21 protein-coding genes are annotated in these 17,092 nt (G+C 57.3%); 4 read left to right on the top strand and 17 right to left on the bottom strand.

The features are described 5' to 3' along the window. Together AC6RNO_RS08340 and lpdA are read right to left on the bottom strand one after the other, a co-directional pair. A complete protein-coding gene (locus AC6RNO_RS08340; RefSeq protein WP_488436660.1) occupies positions 1-1,011 on the bottom strand; it encodes a thiamine pyrophosphate-dependent dehydrogenase E1 component subunit alpha in 1,011 nt (336 codons plus the stop codon). 113 nt (positions 1,012-1,124) lie between these two features. After that, positions 1,125-2,549: a dihydrolipoyl dehydrogenase gene (lpdA, locus tag AC6RNO_RS08335; RefSeq protein ID WP_497105176.1), complete on the bottom strand. Its 1,425-nt coding sequence runs from the start codon at positions 2,547-2,549 to the stop codon at positions 1,125-1,127. Positions 2,550-2,716: 167 nt separating this feature from the next. On the opposite strand from lpdA, the gene AC6RNO_RS08330 reads away from it, so the two are divergent. Then, positions 2,717-2,977 (top strand): DUF2627 family protein, encoded by a 261-nt coding sequence (locus AC6RNO_RS08330; RefSeq protein WP_497105175.1) that lies wholly within the window; start codon positions 2,717-2,719, stop codon positions 2,975-2,977. On the opposite strand, the gene AC6RNO_RS08325 is transcribed toward AC6RNO_RS08330, so the two are convergent. From AC6RNO_RS08325 to steA, 4 genes are all read right to left on the bottom strand, one after another. Beyond that, the gene (locus tag AC6RNO_RS08325; RefSeq protein WP_497105174.1) at positions 2,955-3,128 is read right to left on the bottom strand and encodes a hypothetical protein; all 174 of its coding nucleotides are present in this window, start codon (positions 3,126-3,128) and stop codon (positions 2,955-2,957) included. The genes AC6RNO_RS08330 and AC6RNO_RS08325 overlap by 23 nt on opposite strands. A gap of 731 nt (positions 3,129-3,859) precedes the next feature. Further along, positions 3,860-4,744 (bottom strand): hypothetical protein, encoded by an 885-nt coding sequence (locus tag AC6RNO_RS08320; RefSeq protein WP_474681510.1) that lies wholly within the window; start codon positions 4,742-4,744, stop codon positions 3,860-3,862. Further along, entirely contained in the window at positions 4,717-5,499 is a 783-nt protein-coding gene (locus tag AC6RNO_RS08315; protein WP_474681511.1) for a glycosyltransferase family 2 protein, read from the bottom strand. Before AC6RNO_RS08315 ends, AC6RNO_RS08320 begins: the two co-directional genes overlap by 28 nt. After that, positions 5,496-6,650: a putative cytokinetic ring protein SteA gene (gene steA / locus AC6RNO_RS08310; RefSeq protein WP_497105173.1), complete on the bottom strand. Its 1,155-nt coding sequence runs from the start codon at positions 6,648-6,650 to the stop codon at positions 5,496-5,498. Before steA ends, AC6RNO_RS08315 begins: the two co-directional genes overlap by 4 nt. A 134-nt stretch (positions 6,651-6,784) precedes the next feature. Between steA and AC6RNO_RS08305 the strand changes: the two genes are divergently transcribed. Beyond that, positions 6,785-6,967 (top strand): hypothetical protein, encoded by a 183-nt coding sequence (locus tag AC6RNO_RS08305; RefSeq protein WP_474681513.1) that lies wholly within the window; start codon positions 6,785-6,787, stop codon positions 6,965-6,967. 69 nt (positions 6,968-7,036) lie between these two features. Here AC6RNO_RS08305 and AC6RNO_RS08300 read toward each other — a convergent pair whose 3' ends face one another. Continuing rightward, entirely contained in the window at positions 7,037-7,213 is a 177-nt protein-coding gene (locus tag AC6RNO_RS08300; protein ID WP_497105172.1) for a hypothetical protein, read from the bottom strand. A gap of 114 nt (positions 7,214-7,327) precedes the next feature. On the opposite strand from AC6RNO_RS08300, the gene brfA reads away from it, so the two are divergent. Next, positions 7,328-7,576, top strand: a complete 249-nt coding sequence (gene brfA / locus AC6RNO_RS08295) for a ribosome rescue factor BrfA (RefSeq protein ID WP_488436654.1) — start codon at positions 7,328-7,330, stop codon at positions 7,574-7,576. On the opposite strand, the gene AC6RNO_RS08290 is transcribed toward brfA, so the two are convergent. Then, the gene (locus AC6RNO_RS08290; RefSeq protein ID WP_474681515.1) at positions 7,526-7,777 is read right to left on the bottom strand and encodes a hypothetical protein; all 252 of its coding nucleotides are present in this window, start codon (positions 7,775-7,777) and stop codon (positions 7,526-7,528) included. The two genes, brfA and AC6RNO_RS08290, sit on opposite strands and share 51 nt — an antisense overlap. 103 nt (positions 7,778-7,880) lie before the next feature. Here AC6RNO_RS08290 and AC6RNO_RS08285 point away from each other — a divergent pair, with 103 nt between their 5' ends. Next, a complete protein-coding gene (locus AC6RNO_RS08285) occupies positions 7,881-8,147 on the top strand; it encodes a hypothetical protein (RefSeq protein WP_474681516.1) in 267 nt (88 codons plus the stop codon). A 105-nt stretch (positions 8,148-8,252) separates the two neighbouring features. On the opposite strand, the gene AC6RNO_RS08280 is transcribed toward AC6RNO_RS08285, so the two are convergent. The 9 genes from AC6RNO_RS08280 to AC6RNO_RS08240 are packed head-to-tail and all read right to left on the bottom strand — an operon-like array spanning position 8,253 to position 17,035. Further along, complete coding sequence (locus AC6RNO_RS08280) at positions 8,253-9,662, bottom strand: cobyrinic acid a,c-diamide synthase CobB (protein ID WP_474681517.1); 1,410 nt, start codon at positions 9,660-9,662, stop codon at positions 8,253-8,255. Beyond that, positions 9,659-10,816, bottom strand: coding sequence for a cobalt-precorrin 5A hydrolase (locus tag AC6RNO_RS08275; protein ID WP_488436653.1), 1,158 nt, complete (start codon positions 10,814-10,816; stop codon positions 9,659-9,661). The genes AC6RNO_RS08280 and AC6RNO_RS08275 overlap by 4 nt, the downstream gene beginning before the upstream one ends. Then, complete coding sequence (gene cobM / locus AC6RNO_RS08270; RefSeq protein WP_474681519.1) at positions 10,813-11,589, bottom strand: precorrin-4 C(11)-methyltransferase; 777 nt, start codon at positions 11,587-11,589, stop codon at positions 10,813-10,815. Before cobM ends, AC6RNO_RS08275 begins: the two co-directional genes overlap by 4 nt. Then, complete coding sequence (cobI, locus tag AC6RNO_RS08265) at positions 11,590-12,300, bottom strand: precorrin-2 C(20)-methyltransferase (protein ID WP_474681520.1); 711 nt, start codon at positions 12,298-12,300, stop codon at positions 11,590-11,592. Next, positions 12,293-13,528: a precorrin-6y C5,15-methyltransferase (decarboxylating) subunit CbiE gene (gene cbiE, locus AC6RNO_RS08260; protein WP_497105171.1), complete on the bottom strand. Its 1,236-nt coding sequence runs from the start codon at positions 13,526-13,528 to the stop codon at positions 12,293-12,295. Before cbiE ends, cobI begins: the two co-directional genes overlap by 8 nt. A gap of 18 nt (positions 13,529-13,546) precedes the next feature. Further along, complete coding sequence (locus AC6RNO_RS08255; protein WP_497105170.1) at positions 13,547-14,650, bottom strand: cobalt-precorrin-5B (C(1))-methyltransferase; 1,104 nt, start codon at positions 14,648-14,650, stop codon at positions 13,547-13,549. A gap of 7 nt (positions 14,651-14,657) precedes the next feature. Next, positions 14,658-15,308, bottom strand: coding sequence for a precorrin-8X methylmutase (locus tag AC6RNO_RS08250; RefSeq protein WP_474681523.1), 651 nt, complete (start codon positions 15,306-15,308; stop codon positions 14,658-14,660). A 6-nt stretch (positions 15,309-15,314) separates the two neighbouring features. Further along, positions 15,315-16,091 carry a precorrin-6A reductase gene (gene cobK, locus AC6RNO_RS08245; protein WP_497105169.1) on the bottom strand — a complete coding sequence of 259 codons (777 nt, stop codon included), beginning with the start codon at positions 16,089-16,091 and terminating at the stop codon, positions 15,315-15,317. Next, on the bottom strand, positions 16,088-17,035 hold the full coding sequence (locus tag AC6RNO_RS08240; RefSeq protein WP_497105168.1) for a CbiX/SirB N-terminal domain-containing protein: 948 nt from the start codon (positions 17,033-17,035) through the stop codon (positions 16,088-16,090). The genes cobK and AC6RNO_RS08240 overlap by 4 nt, the downstream gene beginning before the upstream one ends. Between the last annotated feature and the right edge of the window lie 57 nt (positions 17,036-17,092).

The following is a 17,092-nucleotide window of genomic DNA, read 5'->3' as shown; positions in this document are numbered from 1 at the left end:
TTATACGCCATCTCCTTCCGCATAAACGTGGAGGAGCGTATCTTCCGGTTTCGGAAACGGAGCCAAATCCGCATACTTTGTAGCCTCGTTAACTTCCTGCTTTTGCTTGTCCTGCAGCTCGCGGTCCTGCTCCTCGCTCCACAAACCGCATTCCATCAAATACTCTTTAAATTTAATGATGCCGTCCTTCTGGCGGTTCGCTTCAACTTCTTCTTTAGTCCGGTAAAGCATGTCGTCATCCGAAGTCGAATGCGGCATCAGACGGTAAGACATCATTTCGATCAATGTCGGGCCTTCGCCGCGAAGCGCTCTTTCCCTGGCTTCCTTCATGACCCGGTACATTTCCAGCGCATCGCTTCCGTCAACCTGGTAGCCCGGGAATCCGTACCCGATCGCCCTGTCCGCGATTTTGCCGGATACCTGCTTGTGAAGCGGTACGGAAATCGCATACTGATTGTTTTCACATACAAAAATAACCGGAAGCTTGTGAACGCCCGCAAAATTGCAGCCTTCATGGAAATCCCCCTGGTTGCTGGAGCCTTCCCCGAAGGATACGAACGTGACGAAATCCTGCTTTTTCATCTTGGCTGCCAGCGCGATGCCTACAGCATGCGGCACTTGCGTCGTAACCGGAGACGAGCCCGTCACGATATTGTTTTTCTTGTCGCCGAAATGTCCGGGCATCTGCCGTCCCCCGCTGCTCACATCTTCCGCTTTGCAAAACAGCGACAGCATCAGATCTTTAAGCGTCATGCCGATCGCCAGCACGAAAGCAAAATCCCGGTAATAAGGCAGAAAATAATCTTTATTCGCCTGCAGCGCAAAAGCCATCCCCACTTGTCCTGCATACTGCCCGCTTCCGCCGATATGGAACGGAACTTTACCGGCGCGCTGCAGCATAAGGCCGCGTTCATCGTACTTATTGGTGAGCGACATGATCGTATACATCCGAACGGCATCTTCGTCCGAAAGCCCCAAACTTCTATGCTTATAAAGCTGACCGATTGACATGGAGGTTGCCTCCTTAAAATAAACATATTTATTACCTGGTCCTAAGACTTGACTCTATAAGCTTATTATAAACGCATTTGCTTCCGATTACAATTTCTAATCCGCAAAATGAGTTATCCGTTTATCGCCACGCCGTCAACCGCCAGCATCGCTTCCCCAAGCGCTTCCGACAACGTCGGGTGCGGGTGAATCGTTTGGCCGACTTCCCACGGTGTCGCATTGAGCACCTGCGCCAAAGCCGCTTCCGTTATGCTGTTCGTCACCTGCGGACCGATCATATGCACGCCGAGAATGTCGTTCGAATCGGCATCCGCCACAACTTTGACGAAGCCGTCCGCCGCCCCGTATACAAGCGCCTTGCCGACCGCCTTGAAGCTGAACTTGCCCGTCTTAATGCGATGCCCGCGCTCCACAGCCTGCACTTCCGTCCAGCCGACGCTGGCAATCTCCGGTCTTGTATACGTGCACTTCGGCACCAAATGCGCCGCCAATTCGTGCGGCGTCCGACCGGCGATATGTTCGGCCGCCAATATGCCTTCATGACCGGCCGCATGCGCCAGCATCAAGCCGCCTGCAACGTCGCCGACAGCGTAAATATGCGATTCCGTCGTTTGCATAAAGCGGTTGACGCTGATGAAGCCCCGCTCGATTTTAATATCCGTATTTTCCAGCCCGATGCCTTCCGTGTTGGCGATGCGTCCGACCGATACGAGCACTTTGTCCGCTGTAAGCGGGATAGTTTCGCCCTGCCGGTCGGCCTGCAGCATCACTTTGCCGTCAGCGATCGTGACGGTCTCGGGCAGCACTTTTGCGCCCGTAACAATGCGAATGCCGCGCTTTTTAAACAAACGCTCCAGCTCTTTGGAAATATCCGCATCCTCCTGGCTGACCAAATGCTTGTCCAACTCGACAATCGTCACACTGACGCCAAAATCGCTCAGCATCGACGCCCATTCGACCCCGATCACGCCGCCGCCGACAATGATAATCGACTCCGGCAGCCGGTCCAAACGCAAAGCCTCTTCGCTGGACAAAATATACTGCCCGTCGACCGTAAGACCCGGCAAATCGCGTGGTCTGGAGCCGGTCGCGACAATCAGATTTTGCGAGAGCAGCATCTCGATTTCGCCATCCTCCCGCTCGACGGAAACCGCCCCGCTGCGCGGCGAAAAGATCGAAGGGCCGATGATGCGGCCGTTGCCGTGATGGACCGTAATTTTATTTTTTTTCATCAAAAATTGCAAACCCTGGTGCATCTGATCCACAATCTTCTGCTTGCGTTCTTGCACCCGGCCAAAATTCAGCTCTACGGACGCCGCCGCGATTCCGTATTCTTCGCTGTGCCGCATCGCCTGAAATACCTCCGCGCTGCGCAGCAAAGCTTTGCTCGGGATGCAGCCCTGATGCAGGCAGGTGCCGCCCATCTTGTCCCGCTCGACGACCGCGACCGTTTTGCCGAGCTGTGCCGCCCGAATCGCCGCCGTATATCCTCCAATGCCCCCGCCAAGCACGACGACATCATATCTATATTCGCTCATTTCGATTCCTCCTCGCTCGCAAGAGCATGATCCAATTCCTGGTAACGGTTGTACGCTTATCTCTACTATATTACTCTTTTTTCGTATGAGAATCATAGTCTAATTTGTGAATTAGACAGGGAAACCGATTCGGAGTATGATGATAGAAAACAACGTAAGGAGCCTTTATGAAAGCACCATTTTATCGATTTATCGCGATTCTTTTGCTCGTGATTCCCGGCCTTGCCGCGACCTATGGCTTTCTCGCCATGAAGGACGCTTTTTTTGCGCAATTCAACAGCGGCGACGGACATATGCTGTGGGGCAAATTTGCGCTCGGACTGATTCTTTTTCTGCTCGGCGTCGCTTTCATCGGCGGATGGACCTTTTTCCGCGACCGCAAACGCAACTACGTCGCTCCGAGATTTAAAGCCAAACGGCAAAAATAAACCCGGACATGCCCCCCGGGAATTTGGCCTCCGGGGCCGCGGAGCGGACGGCACTCGCAATCTCCGCGGCCAGGCCGATCGAATAAAAAGATCGCTTCTCCCCGCTTGCTTCCCGGCAAGCTGGAGCGCGATCTTTTTTTGATGCGGACATCGCTGCTTCTTCCATCGGGGCGGCCGGTCGCCCCCTTCATAGCAATCGGTCCAACCGAGGCGGGAGCTCGCATTGCGGCAGTCTCCTTATCGGAAAGCATGTAGACGTAGCAGCCATTCGCACATTAGGCGGTCCGGCCGAAAACTATTTCAGCGTCATGGACGCGGGTATACTCGATTACAACGATGCCATACATCGTTACAGCGGCGCATAAGGGCTCATGGAATGCGTGACGCCGCCGTCCGAAAACGGCGCAACTGCGCGGGATACAGTTCGCAGGCCCACGAAGTTCCGAAAGAACTCATGACGCCATGGACGTCGCCACATATAAAGCTCAGGCAGTCCGTCAGAGCGTGCACATTTACTTGGCAGCGCTGCGCACACAGGGATATCCTGGTATATGTGCTGCCCATAAACCCACGCGCCAGGCCCGGTCGCCCAATCTACCTGCTTCGCGAAGAAAACCTGCAATGATACATCTTTTTCTCGGTTGATAGGCTGGTCAAGAAATATTCCTGCAATTGTGCAGGCTTTTCACCGCGAACATGGGCTCAGACTCATTTTCAGCGAAAATTCCTGCACTTTCGCAGGCTTTTCGCCAAAATGAACCATTTCTACGAAAAAAACTGCACTTTCGCAGGTTTTTTCCCTGCCAAGCCTCCTTGTCCCCCCACTTCAGCTCCACAACCCATCCAGGAAAGGGCGGATGGACTCAGGGCACTAGTGCTGCTCTATGTCCGGCCCCAGCGGTCAATCCAGTTCAGTATGCGGTTCCGCTCGATCAGCAGCGTCAGCGAGCTCGTCTCGGCCAGCAGATGAACGTAAGCCAGGACGGCGATCAGCCCGATTTGCCCGACCGGCGGGCACGTCATGACGACGCCGTATCCCAGCGTAAAGCCGAGTAAGTTCGCCCCCGCGTCCCCCAGCATGCCCTTCCCCTGTACATCCTGATAAAAAAGCAGCAGACCTCCGGCGGCAGCGGGAAGCAGCGGCAGCAGACCGGCCGAAGGGCCGACAATCAGGAGCAGAAAGAGACAGCCCGGCAAAAAGGCTTTCAATGCTCTTCCGGGACGAACGTCCAGCAAATTGAGCGTGTTTGTCAGCAGCAGCAACAGCAGCAACCGAATCCCCATTTGCCAGATGGGAATTCGGGCGTCCCCGGCAGTCGCAAGCAGCAGCCATGCGCCCGCGCCAAAAACGGCGGCCGCCTTCACGGCCCCCATGCTGAAGGTTCGCGTCTGCCGCCAATACCGGTAGTGACCGCGAAGCCCTTTTACCGTTTTGCTGCCGATAAGGTCATCCGTCCAACCGGCGAGAAAGACGACCGTGGCGGCCAGCACGAACGCGCGAAAATCCGCCTCCCGCAGCGCAAGCGCGGCAACATGTCCGCCTTCGACCGCCAGCCCGGCGGCCGCAAGCTGCAATCGCGCCTGCAGCATCCCTTCCTGCAGCCAGATGAGCAGCCAAAGCACTACCCCCAGCCCGCACGGAACCGGGCGGCCCAAATAGTTCGCTTCCAGGCGGCCATGCGCCTCCAGGAAGCGGCGAACGTGCGGCAGCAGCCACAGCCCTGCCGCAAAAAGCCCGATCAGATCGAGGATCGATCCGATGTCCATGCCGGCTTCCTCTCCTTCCAGCGAGTCAGCAGCGCGCGCCCCACCGCGGCAAACTGCCTGCCGCGGTGAAGGAACCCGTGCCAATCCCGCCCCGTCTCGCGGTGCGTGAATGGCACGTCGATCTCCGCGATGCGCAGGCCGCGCCGCGCCGCATCGATCGTCATCGCGACTTCGACGCCGAAGCCGCGGGCCAGCGCCCCCAGTTCCCGCAAACGGTCGGCGCGAATCGCGCGCTGTCCGGACAAGGGAGCTGCCGTTCTGTAGCCGCTGAGGCGGTAGATGCCCTCGCGCGCCAGCCCCTTCGCCAGCCCGAAACCGGCGCTTTGCCCCGGCCTTGGCAGCCTGGCGATGACCAGATCCGCCCCGGCCGACCGGATCGGCTCCAGCAGCAGCGGCGCATGGGCGATGGACGACCGGAGATCGGCGTCCAGGAACAAAAAAATGTCGCCTCTCGCCCGGGCAATACCCGAGGCCAGAGCGGCGCCTTTGCCCATGCGCCTGGCATGCTTCACCAGCCGATCGGCCCACGGCCACGCTTCCTCGTAAGTCCGGTCTGTGCTGCCGTCGTCCACGACGATGATTTCATACGTTTTGCGGAAACCCCCGTCCCGTAACGGCTTGTCGTCGTGCCTTTCGTCCGGTACCAGCTGTTTGACATGGAGCTCCCATGCAATGTTCAGCACATGGAGGAGCGTTTCCGAGATCGCGCTTTCCTCGTTCCAGGCCGGGATGATGATCGACAAACCCGGTTTCATTCGTTCCCCCCCAGTTTCCATACGGCGTGCGCGAGCCGCCTGGTGATCCAGTGCAGCTGCAGCAAGCTCAGCGCAACGAAGCTCAGCGACAGCAGTATCGAAATAAGCGCATCTTGGAGCCGGGACGAAGCTTGCCGGTACCGGATGCCGAGCCCTCTAATATCGATCAGCCTGTCCCCGATTTTCATCCGGACGAGCAGCGTGCTGCCCATGCCATGTCTGCCTTTTTCCATAAAATCGGCCATATGGGCGTGAGCGCCGGCAGTTACAATCCACTCGCCCCGCTGAGCGTATGCTAGCAGCAGCGCCGCATCCTCGCTTGTGCCGATGCAGGGAAACACATGCGCCTTGAGTCCCAGCGCTTCCACCCGCCGGAGGCCCGGCGCTTCTCCGTCCCGGTAGGCGTGGACGACCAGCTCGGCTCCGCAGCATAACGCCCGGTCGGATACGCTGTCCATATCGCCTACGATAAGATGCGGCTTGTAGCCGCACTCCAGCAAGGTGTCCGCCCCGCCGTCCACTCCGATCAAAACCGGCTTTTCCTGGCGGATATAGGCTCCGGCCGCCTCAAGCTCCTGTTTGTTCCCCTTCCGGCGGGCTACGACGAGCACATGCCTGCCCTCTATTTCAGTTCGCAGCGGGAGCGGAGCCACCGGCTCGGCCGCCGCGCTTTTTTCCTGCATGGCAAACACCAGCGTATTTTCGATAAAACGGTCTGTTAGCTCCGCGGCCTTGCTCTGCGCAAGCTGATGCTTGTGCAGCCATTCCTCTTTTGTAAAAGCCCGGCACGGGATCGTACAGCCCGCCGTTTCCGCGGCGTCTGCAAAAATGCTGATTTCCGCATGCTGAACGAACTTTTCAAAATCGCCCGGCTCCGCCTCCCAGAGCGGAATGCCCTGGCGCAGCAGCAGCAGCGGGCCGTGCGTCGGAAACTCGTCGCTCATCGTCGCCTGGCAGTTAATCACCGCCTTGACCTTGCGGTCAATCAGCTCCTGAGCCGCCATTTCATCCAGATCGCGGTGGCGGATCACCGCAATTCGCCCGGGCGGCAGTTCCCGCAGCAGCATTTTTGTAACGGCGCCGACACTCGCCCTTCCTTTGCACACAGGCTGCGGCTTGCCGGAAAACAACGACAAAGACGGCCAATTCATAGCAGAACACCGACTTTCTTTTGCCTCTGTATTCATGGCCTTATTTTGCCCTTCAGCGAATTATTCTATGTATAATTTGCCTTTTTAATGGAAAGTATTGGGACTAATAACTTTAAGAGAAGGGGACCCATTCGATGGAGCTAAACATGAGTGCAGACGAAGTTCTGAGTCAAATTGTGCAGCTTCACAGCAGCGGAGAATCGTTAGCCAAAAAAAATGTGAAGAAGCAGCATCCTGACTTGATGAAAAACGCTTTGTATTATTATCCGAGCTGGGAACACGCGCTTCAAAAGACCGGCGTCAGCACCGCGCATTAGCAATAGGCCCATAATGCAAAAAGCTCCGGACAGGATTGTTCGTTCCCGTTCGGAGCTTTTTTGTGCCGTTTACTCCAGCACTTCCCATTCGACTTGCAGCATGCGGTCGAGCCATGAGCGGATATTGATTTCAATCGCGCTCTCGATTTCTTCGTCCGTCAATTCGCCCAGCTTGTGCTCGGCAATTTCCAGAACTTCCTGCTTGACCGCACGGCCCTCCACGGATAATTGCACTTGAATGCGCATGAGCCTCACCTTTCTTGAAAACAGCCGCATAAGTATAATGAAACTTTCCTTTGCCGCCGCCCGTATGGTTTATGTATAATCAAAATAACTTCAGTTCGAAAAGAGGAGATTCGCATGTCCGCATCATCAGCCAAAAAGAAACGCAGCAAACGATGCCGCGCAGGAAAATCCGATCCAACCGCCAACCGTCTGGATTGGAACGGTGTACGTCCCGTTACCAGAGCGACGCCGACTTTGCAGGAAACGCTAATTCGTCACAACCGCAAACACAAAACGGGGAATTGGAACCAATCACATGGGGACGATTCCTTTTTACATTTCACCCGTTATCGCAATCTCTTGCTCCGTCATATAGCGCTTTAACTGCTCCCGCTCCTCCGGCTTGAACGCATACTTGCAATCAAAACCGTTAAAGTACAGCTTCCAGCTGCCGACCCGCCCGTCCCCGCCGACTTCAAGCTCCGCCACATACAGCGAATCCGGCTCGTCTTCGAATTGCAGTCCGATATGAACCAGCAGGCTGCCGCCGTCGGCCGGCTCCTTCTCCAGATAGTCGATAATCACTCGTCCGCGCCTCCTATTGAATAAAATGACGTTTATTAATATAATATACTAATGCACCCTTCCTAACAAAGATGAGGTCATGCTAGTTTGAGGAGGAATTCATGTGGCTTATGATCCGCAGGTTGTAGATGCCAAAATTGTTAGTGACAACAAAAAAAACGGTCTTTTCGAAGTCGTTGCCGTACTTAAGGACCGGAACCAATGCCGCCTTATCTTCGAAAGAGATCCCGAAACAGGGATCGGTAAAGTAACGAATTTGAATAGATTGATGAAAGAGCCCTGCCCGATTTGCCGCAAGGACTACTTGTGCAACTGCCTTGACCGCTATAAGCAAAGTATCGCAGATCAATCCATGCATTACATAAAATAATTGTTTTTCATGGGCAAAAAAGAACCTGACCATCGATGATGGACGGGTTCTTTTTTTGTTCACCGCTGCGATATCGTTAACGCGCTGCCGGATCGGGACGATGGCTCATCGCTCGGAGCCGCCGTTCGAATCGGCAAGCCGGTTTTGCCGGTAAGCCGCGCACGCAGCCAGCCAGCGCTCCGCGAGAACCGGGTTCGAGCCAAAATGAAGATGCGTGTAGCCCGCCACCACATTCGGCGCCGTGAACCCTTCCGCTTTCGTGCCGAAGCGGCCCTTGGACTGAAATGCGGGCGCGTATTCCGCCCCTTCATCCGGCTGAAACGTCGAGTAGTGGAACTCGTGGCCGCGCGCTTGTTCCCCCGGTCCGAGGAGGAAGTTGCCTTCCGTGCCCTCGACTTCCCGGTAGCCCAGCGCCGCCAGCTTCCGCTGCATGACGACCTGGCCGGGCACGATGCCGGCCATCGGGTAAGCATTGCCCGCCGTATCCGCCAGCTGCCCGGTGAGATACATGTAGCCGCCGCATTCGGCCAGCGTCGGAATGCCCCCGGCGATCCGCTGCCGGATCGACTGTTTCACGGCGTCGTTCGCCGCAAGCCGGGCGGCAAACTCCTCGGGAAACCCGCCGCCGATATAAAGTCCGTCCGCATCCGCCGGAACCTCTTCGCCCGCAAGCGGGGAAAAGTAGACGCACTCCGCGCCGCCCGCTTCCAGCAGTTCGATATTTTCAGGGTAATAAAAGTGAAAAGCCGAATCTTTGGCGATTGCGATTTTGACCTGCTTGTCCGAAACTGGTCCGGCAAACAAGTAAGGGACGCTTTCCAGCGGCTCGCACACCGACAGTTCAAGCAGCTTGTCCAAATCGATATGTTCCGCCGCAAGCCCGGCCAACCGATCGAAAAAAGCGCCGAGCTCTCCTCTTTCAATCGAAGGAACGAGACCGAGATGCCTTTCCGGCAGCGTAACGTCCGTGTTCCTGGGCAGCCAGCCGATTACCGGAATGCCGCATTCCTGCTCGACCACTTCCTTGACCAGCTTGTAATGGCCGACGCTGCCCGCATTGTTGGCGATAATCCCGGCGATTTTGCCGGCTTGATCGAAATGCTGGAAACCTTTTACAATCGCCGCAGCGCTTCGCGCCATACTCGCTATGTTCACGACCAGCACGACCGGCGCGTCGATGATCCGGCTTATGTCCGCGGTGCTGCCTTCGTCAGACAGCGGATTTTTGCCGTCGTACATCCCCATCACGCCTTCGACGACCGAAATGTCCGCGCCGGCGCTGCCGCGCCCGAATATTTCCCGGACCGCTTCGCGTCCGACCATCCAGCTGTCCAAATTGCGCGAAAGCCTGCCCGTAACCGCCGTGTGATAAGTCGGATCGATATAGTCGGGGCCGCATTTGAAGCCCTGCACGGTGCAGCCTTTCTTTTGCAGAGCGGCCATGATGGCTATGGTCAATGTCGTTTTCCCGACTCCGCTGCCTGTTCCTGCAATCACGATTCTCCGCTGCATCATGCGCCTCCTGCCGATGCCTGCGCCGGAGCAGGAAACTTGAGCAAACCGACCGAAATCGTCACATTCCCCGACTTTTTCTTCACCACGGGAAGCTCATCCGTGCCGGCGTACAGCTTGACGGCCGGTTCGCTCACGCCGTAAGCTCCGGTGAACCGGAAGACGGTTTCCGACGGTGCCTCGATGTTCACCCGATTCAACTCCTCCGCCGGATAGCAGACGAATTCCCAGCCGAATTTGCGGGTCACTTCCAAGAGGCCCTCTTCGTCCTGCTTCAGATCGATCGAGCATATCGCTTTTACGCTGCGCATGGAGAAGCATAGCTCGTCCAGTGTTTCGCGAACGACCGCCTCGATCTCCTCCGCCGAAGTGCCGCGATTGCACCCGATCCCGAGCGCAACGACTTTCGGACGGTACAGCACGCCATTGCTCAAAATGTGCTCCTCTTCCGGCTTCAGCAGCCTGTGCGTGATAAGCAGCACGGCCTGGGGCTCGCTCGCCCAGGCGCCCTCAATCGTGTCGAACACCCGGATGTTCGGCGGCACCGGACGATCGTGCGTCCACCAATTCGGCTCGCCCGATTCCTGAATGACGGCGATCCGCTCCTCGTTGACGACCGAGGCGCTGACCGGCGTCAGCTTGTCGGCCGACTCCCACTGCCAGCCGAACCTGCGGCCGAACAGATCGACGGGGATCGTCTTTTGCACGTCGGAGGCCGTCGTAATGACGGGCCGCGCGCCCAGAGCGGCGGCCACTTCGAGCGTCAGCTCGTTGGCCCCGCCCAAATGGCCGGACAGCACGCTGATGACGTGCTCGGCTTTATCGTCGATCACGACGACGCCGGGATCTTTCTTTTTATCTTGCAGCAGCGGTGCGATCATCCGTACGACCGCGCCGAGCGAAATGATGATGATCAGCCCCTGATAAGCGGGAAATAATGCGGGAAACAGCAGGCGGACGCTGCCGTCGAACAGTTGAATCCCCCGCTGCTCTTCATCGCCGCGGGCAAATTTGCCCATGTAATAAATGTCCGTTCCGCTCATGCGCTCATGCAGCCTTCTGGCGGTTTCCACGCCGTGCTTCGTAATCGCCACAATCGCGTAATCGCCCTGCTGACGGATCGCCGGAACGACGCCTTCCTCAAGCGCGATGGTCATTCTTTCACCCCTCTGCGGAACCGGTGCGTGAACGATTTGTCGTACAGCTTGGAGCGGTACTCGTCTTTGCCGTGAATGTCCGGGTCCAGCGCCCAGCCGGCCAAAATCATCGCATGCGCACGGATGCCGTGCTCGCGCATATCCGCTTCCAATCGGCCGACAGTCGTACGGACGATCAGTTGGTCGGGCCAGGTCGCACGCTGCACGACCGCGACAGGCGTTTCTTCGCTCCAGCCCGCTTCAAGCAGCTCGCTTACGACCTTTTTCGTCAGCGTCGCGCTGAGGAACAAGGCAATCGTGCAGTGGTGAGCCGCCAGGTCGCGCAGCTTTTCCAGCTCCGGCACCGGTGTGCGACCTTCGGCGCGGGTCAGGATGACGGTCTGCGTCAGGTCCGGAATCGTCAGCTCCGCGCCGATCGCCGCCGCCGACGCGAACACCGAGCTTACGCCCGGCACGATTTCGCAGCCGATCCCCTCTTTGCGCAAAAGCGCGATCTGCTCCATCGTCGCTCCGAACATCGCCGGATCGCCGGTATGTACGCGCACGACTAATTTGCCGTCCTTGACGCGGTCGACCATCAGCTGCACCATCTCGCCAAGCTCCATGCCCGAGCTTTTGACCACTTCCGCTCCCGGCTTCGCTTTGGCGATCAACTCGTCGTTCACCAGCGAGTCCGTGTACATGACGACATCGGCTGCCTGCAGCAGCTTGAGCCCTTTGACCGTAATCAGATCCGGATCGCCGGGTCCTGCACCAACGATATATACGTTCATCTATTTTCTCACCACCATCAGCGTTAAATATTCCAGTTCCCGCCCCTGCAGCTCCTCCACGTTGCGCCAAATCATTTCTTCGGAAGAAGTGACTTTCGTCACGACGGAAGCTTTGTGCACCAGGCCGAGATCGCGCAAAACAGCCAGCATCAGGTCGATCACCTTGGCGACTTTAATAAACACGATGCAGTCGTGATCTTCAATCGCCCGGCGCATTTTGTCGTAGTCCTCCACAGCCGGCACGATGGCGATTTGCTCATCACCGTCGGCCAGCGGAAAGCCGAGTCTGGATGCGGATGCGTTCACGGACGAAATGCCGGGAATCGAAATCGCCTGCACCTCGGGATGCCGCTCCTTCATCAGCCTCATGAGATGGATGTACGTGCTGTAGATCATCGGATCGCCTTCGGTCACGAAAGCGACATCTTTTCCTTGCGCGAGAAAGCTCCATACGCTTTCCACCGTTTTGGTCCACTGCGCTTCCAGCGCGTCGCGGTCCCGGGTCATCGGGAACGTCAGTCCGAGCATTTCTTTTTGCTCCGTATTGACGTACAGCTCCGTAATCGCCAGCGCATAGCTTTTCGCACCGCGCATTTTCCGCGGGTAGGCGATCACCGGGCACTCCTTCAGGAGCCGGAACGCTTTAACCGTAATCAATTCCGGGTCCCCGGGTCCGACGCCCAGCCCGTATAAAGTTCCAACCTTACTCACCGCTGCTTTCCTCCCCTTCCGAAACTGCGCGCCGCTTGGCCGTAATGATATAGACCGGGTTCAGCGCTTCAAAACGTTTCATGTTCAAAATCGGCTTGCTCCTCGACACCTGCGCGAGCGTAACCGCAGTAACGAAGCCAAGCTTCGCGAACGTCTTGTCCGCCTCGTACAGCGTCTCCATCGTCGCCGCGTTGAGGACGATCGTACCGCCTTCTTTCAGACGGGCCGCGCAAATGCTGAGCAGCTCCTCCATCTCGCCGCCGCTGCCGCCGATAAAGACAGCATCCGGGTCGGCAAAAGCTTCCAGCCCTTGCGGCGCCCGCCCCTGCACAGCCGTCAGATCGACGCGGAACTTGCGGCTGTTGTCCAGGCAGTTTTGCAAATCGTCGGGATTTTTCTCGATGGCGTACACTTCGCCGTTTCTCGCTATTTTGGCGGCTTCAATCGCTACCGATCCCGTGCACGTGCCGATATCCCATACGACGCTGTCGTGCTTCAAGCCCATCTGGCTCAAGCTCAGCACGCGGACTTCTTTTTTCGTAATCAGCCCTTTGTCCGGCTTGCGCTGGGCGAACTGCTCGTCTTCGATGCCAAGCGTCCACTCGGGGCCGGCGGATTGACGCTTCAAAATAACAACATTGAGCGGGGAAAACGATGCCGCTTGCATCTGCTCCAATTCGTACCATCCGGTGCGTTCGTTCTCGCCGTCCAAATTTTCCGCAACGAAAGCCCGGTACTCCGTCATGCCAAAAGACAGCAAATAAGCCGCCAGCTCCCCAGGCGTATTCGTGTCGTCCGTAAGCAGCGCCACTTTGTCCTTACCGTCGATGCGCTGCGCCAAACCTTTCATGCTGCGTCCGTGCACGCTCGTGACGAAAGCGTCCTGCCAACTTTCACCCATGCGGGCAAAAGCGAGCTGAATCGAACTGACGTTCGGATAAATATTTACGCCGTCCAGTTTTTTCGCCGCATAGCCGCCGATCCCGTAAAAAAGCGGGTCGCCGGAAGCGAGAATGACCGTGCTTCTGCTCTCGTTTTGAAGCTGCGCCATAAGGCTCTGCAAGCTTCCCTTAATTACGATCTTTTCTCCCCGAAAATCGGGAAAAAACGCCAGCTGCCGCTCGCCGCCCACGAGCACTTCGCACTCTTCGATCCATTTGATATACAAAGGGAGCAGGCTTGCCTTTCCGTTATCGCCGATCCCGATTATTTTGATGGTGCTGCTCATCCGTTTCATCCTATCTGTTCAAAATTGTTGCGGCCGCACGGCCGCTTGTCCCAACAGCTCCGCCTTCATGGAAATGATGACGGTTTCGATTTCCGCCAACCCGCCGCCGACCTCTTGTAGTCCGGCCTGGCAGCAGCGGTCGCACAGCTTTTCAAAAAAGCCGCTGACGCCGTTAACCACCATCATGTCCCCTACCTGGGCTGCCGTGTTGGCTCCGCGGATTTCGGCAACCAGCGTTACTGAAGCCCCCGCTTCTTCCGCCACCTGCGCCAAAAATCCGAAATCGACCGGGGCGCTTTTGGAATGGACCATCATGACGCCTTGAGCGACTTTGGAAAATTTGCCCATCATCCCGACAAGCGTCACTTTCCGGACCCCTTGTCTTTGGCACTGGGTGAGCGCGAACCCGACAAAATCGCCCATCTCGACGAAAGCTTCCTCCGGCAGCTCCGGGTACATGCCGATGCCGTAAGTCTCCGTCCGGCCACCGGTGGACAAAACGATATGGTCGCAGCCGCATTTGACGGCGACGCGGATCGCCTGGGCGACGCTCGCTTTGTAGGCCGATGTGGAGAAAGGCACCACGATTCCGCGAGTGCCCAGAATCGAGATGCCGCCGATAATGCCCAGACGCCCGTTGAGCGTCTTCTTCGCAATTTCTTCGCCGTCCGGCACGGATACGATCACCTCGACGCCGCGCTTTTCTTCGAAGCCGTCGAGCACTTCCTGCACGGTTTCGCGGATCATTTTACGCGGCACCGGATTGATCGCCGCCATGCCGACCTCGACCGGCAGGCCGGGCTTCGTCACGCGTCCGACGCCGACGCCGCCGTCAATCGCGATGCCCGGCTCATCGCGCCAGCTTACCCGCACGACGATTTTCGCGCCGTGCGTCGCATCGGGATCGTCGCCGCCGTCCTTGATCACGGCGGCTTCGCCCCACAGCTGCGTATACTCGCAGCTGTGCAGGTCAAAGGCGACCGTATCCCCGGTCGGGATACAGATGCGCACTTGCGCTTGCGGCGCCTGCCCGATGAGCGCCAACAGCGCGGCTTTGGCTCCTGCGGTGGCGCAGGAGCCGGTGGTGTAGCCGTAGCGCAGCGGCTTCGCGTCCTCTGCCATACGCGCGCTACTCCTTGCGCGCGGCGAGAATCGACAGCGCGTTCACCGCTGCGACGGCCACGGGGCTGCCGCCCTTGCGGCCGATGTTCGTGATGAACGGCACGTCCAGCTTCGCGAGCTCCTCCTTCGATTCCGCCGCGGATACGAAGCCGACGGGCACGCCGACGATGAGGCCCGGCTTGGCCGCGCCTTCCTTGACGAGGCGGATCAGCTCCAGCAGCGCCGTCGGCGCATTGCCGATGGCGAAGATGCCGCCTTCCGCTTCCTTGATCGCTTTGCGGATGGAAACGATCGCCCGCGTCGTATTCAGCCGCTTCGCTTCCTCGATTACGTCGGCATCGGAGATGTACACCTTGACTTCTCCGCCGAACTGCTCGATCCGCGGCTTGCTGATGCCGACCTGCACCATCTGTACGTCGGCCACCAAAATTTTGCCTGCGCGGATCGCTTCCACGCCCGCCTGAATCGCCCTCGGATGGAACACCAGACTGCGTCCCAGCTCAAAATCCGCCGAAGCGTGAATGACCCGCTGCACGACCGGGTACTGCTCGTCCGTAAACGGATGCTCGCCAAGCTCCTCCGTAATCATCTCGAAGCTTTTTTCCTCAATTTCCTGCGGTTGTACGGTTAAAGGTTTGAACTCTGTATGAAATTCCACGTAGAATTACGCCTCCTTATTGATCGACTCCCCGATATGCCGAACGACTCCGTCAAAATCCGAGAACAGCGTCCCGTATTCGATGCCCGGCCTGCCGATGACGATGCTTTCGATGCCCATCTCCAGCGCCGCTTCGAGCTTTTCGTCCACCGCTCCGACTTTGCCGCTTTCCTTCGTAATCATCAAAGTTACGTTGTAATGCGCATACAGCGCTTTGTTCAGCTCTTTGGAAAAAGGCCCCTGCATGGCGACGATGTTTTTTTGCTCGATGCCGAGCTCCTCGCATTTTTCCATGTTGTCTTTGCGCGGCAGCATGCGGGCGACGAGTGTCGTGTCAGGCAAACCGTTCAGCCGGTCGGCAAAAATTTTCAGCGTCTTGCTGCCCGTAGTCAGCATGATGCAGCCCTTTTTTTGCGCGGCGGCCTCAGCGGCCTGCTTGTAGTCGTCCACGATCGTGACGAGCGCGCTCTGCTCGTAGGCAAGACTTTGCCGCTCGAACCGCACATACGGAACTTGCGCAGCTTGCGCCGCGGCCATGGCGTTCTTCGACACCTCCTCGGCAAAAGGATGCGTGGCGTCCGCTACGACGCGAACGCCCTTGTCGGCAATCAACCGCCGCATATCCTCGGCTGTCAGCCTGCCTGTCAGCACGGGCAGCCCTGCGGCTTCCATGCTTTTGGCGGCGCTCTCCGTGACGACCGTCGTCAGCACGGCATGCCCGGCTGACCGGATCCGCAGCGCCAGCTCCCTGGCATCGCTTGTGCCCGCTAAAACGAGTATCATCGCTTCGTTCCTCCCGCGTGCTCGTGCTCATGGTCGTGGTCATGATGATGATCGTGATCGTGATGATGATGGTCGTGATCATGATCATGGTGATGGTGATGTCCGTGATCATGGTCATGGTCGTGATGATGATGGTGATCGATATGCTTCATCGCCTCTAGACGGTATTGGCACATGTCGCAGTTCATTTTAACCTCGTCCTGCACCGCTTCCAGCGCCCGGCCGATCAAAATTTCCTGCAGCAGCGGATGGAAGCCGAAGTAAGGAGCCAAATGAAATTCCTGCTCCCGATACTGCCGGCGGTATCCTTCCACCATTTCCTCCATCCGCTGAATCAAAATGCCTGTAAAAAGAAAATAAGGCAAAATAATTACTTTTTTGGCGCCGAGCTTGATGCATCGTTCCACGCCGTCATCCATCAGCGGAGCGGTAACGCCGATAAAAGCCGTCTCCACCCATTTTACTTTCAGCCGTTCCCAAAGCAGCCTGGAAATTTTGAACAGATCGCTGTTGGCATCCGGATCGCTGCTGCCCCGGCCGACGATCAAAAACGCCGTGTCCTCCAGCTCATTCTCCAGCCGAACGCCGGAATCCTGCACTCTGGACGTTAAAATGTCCAAAATTTGATCGTGTACGCCGATCGGTCTGCCGTATGTAAACCCGATATGCGGGTATTTCCGCTTAGCCTCGTCAATCGCCGCGGGAATATGAATTTTGGCATGACCGGCCGCAAATAAAATAATAGGTATGACCACAACCCGGTCCGCGCCAAGCTCGATACAGCGATCGATTCCTTGAGCGATGGTCGGCTCGACGAATTCAAGGAAACAAGTCTCTACGATAAAACCGTCCATCTTCCCGGCAATTTCCGCAATAAACTGCCGGACCTCCTCATTGCCTTCCTCATCCCGGCTTCCGTGCCCTACAAACAAGACAGCATTCATGTCTTTATCCCCTCCCAAAACTTCACCGTGCTCTATCCATAAAAAACGAACATGCTG

It is taken from the genome of Paenibacillus sp. sgz302190, from assembly GCF_059820445.1.
This window is presented reverse-complemented; position numbering and strand designations above follow the sequence as displayed.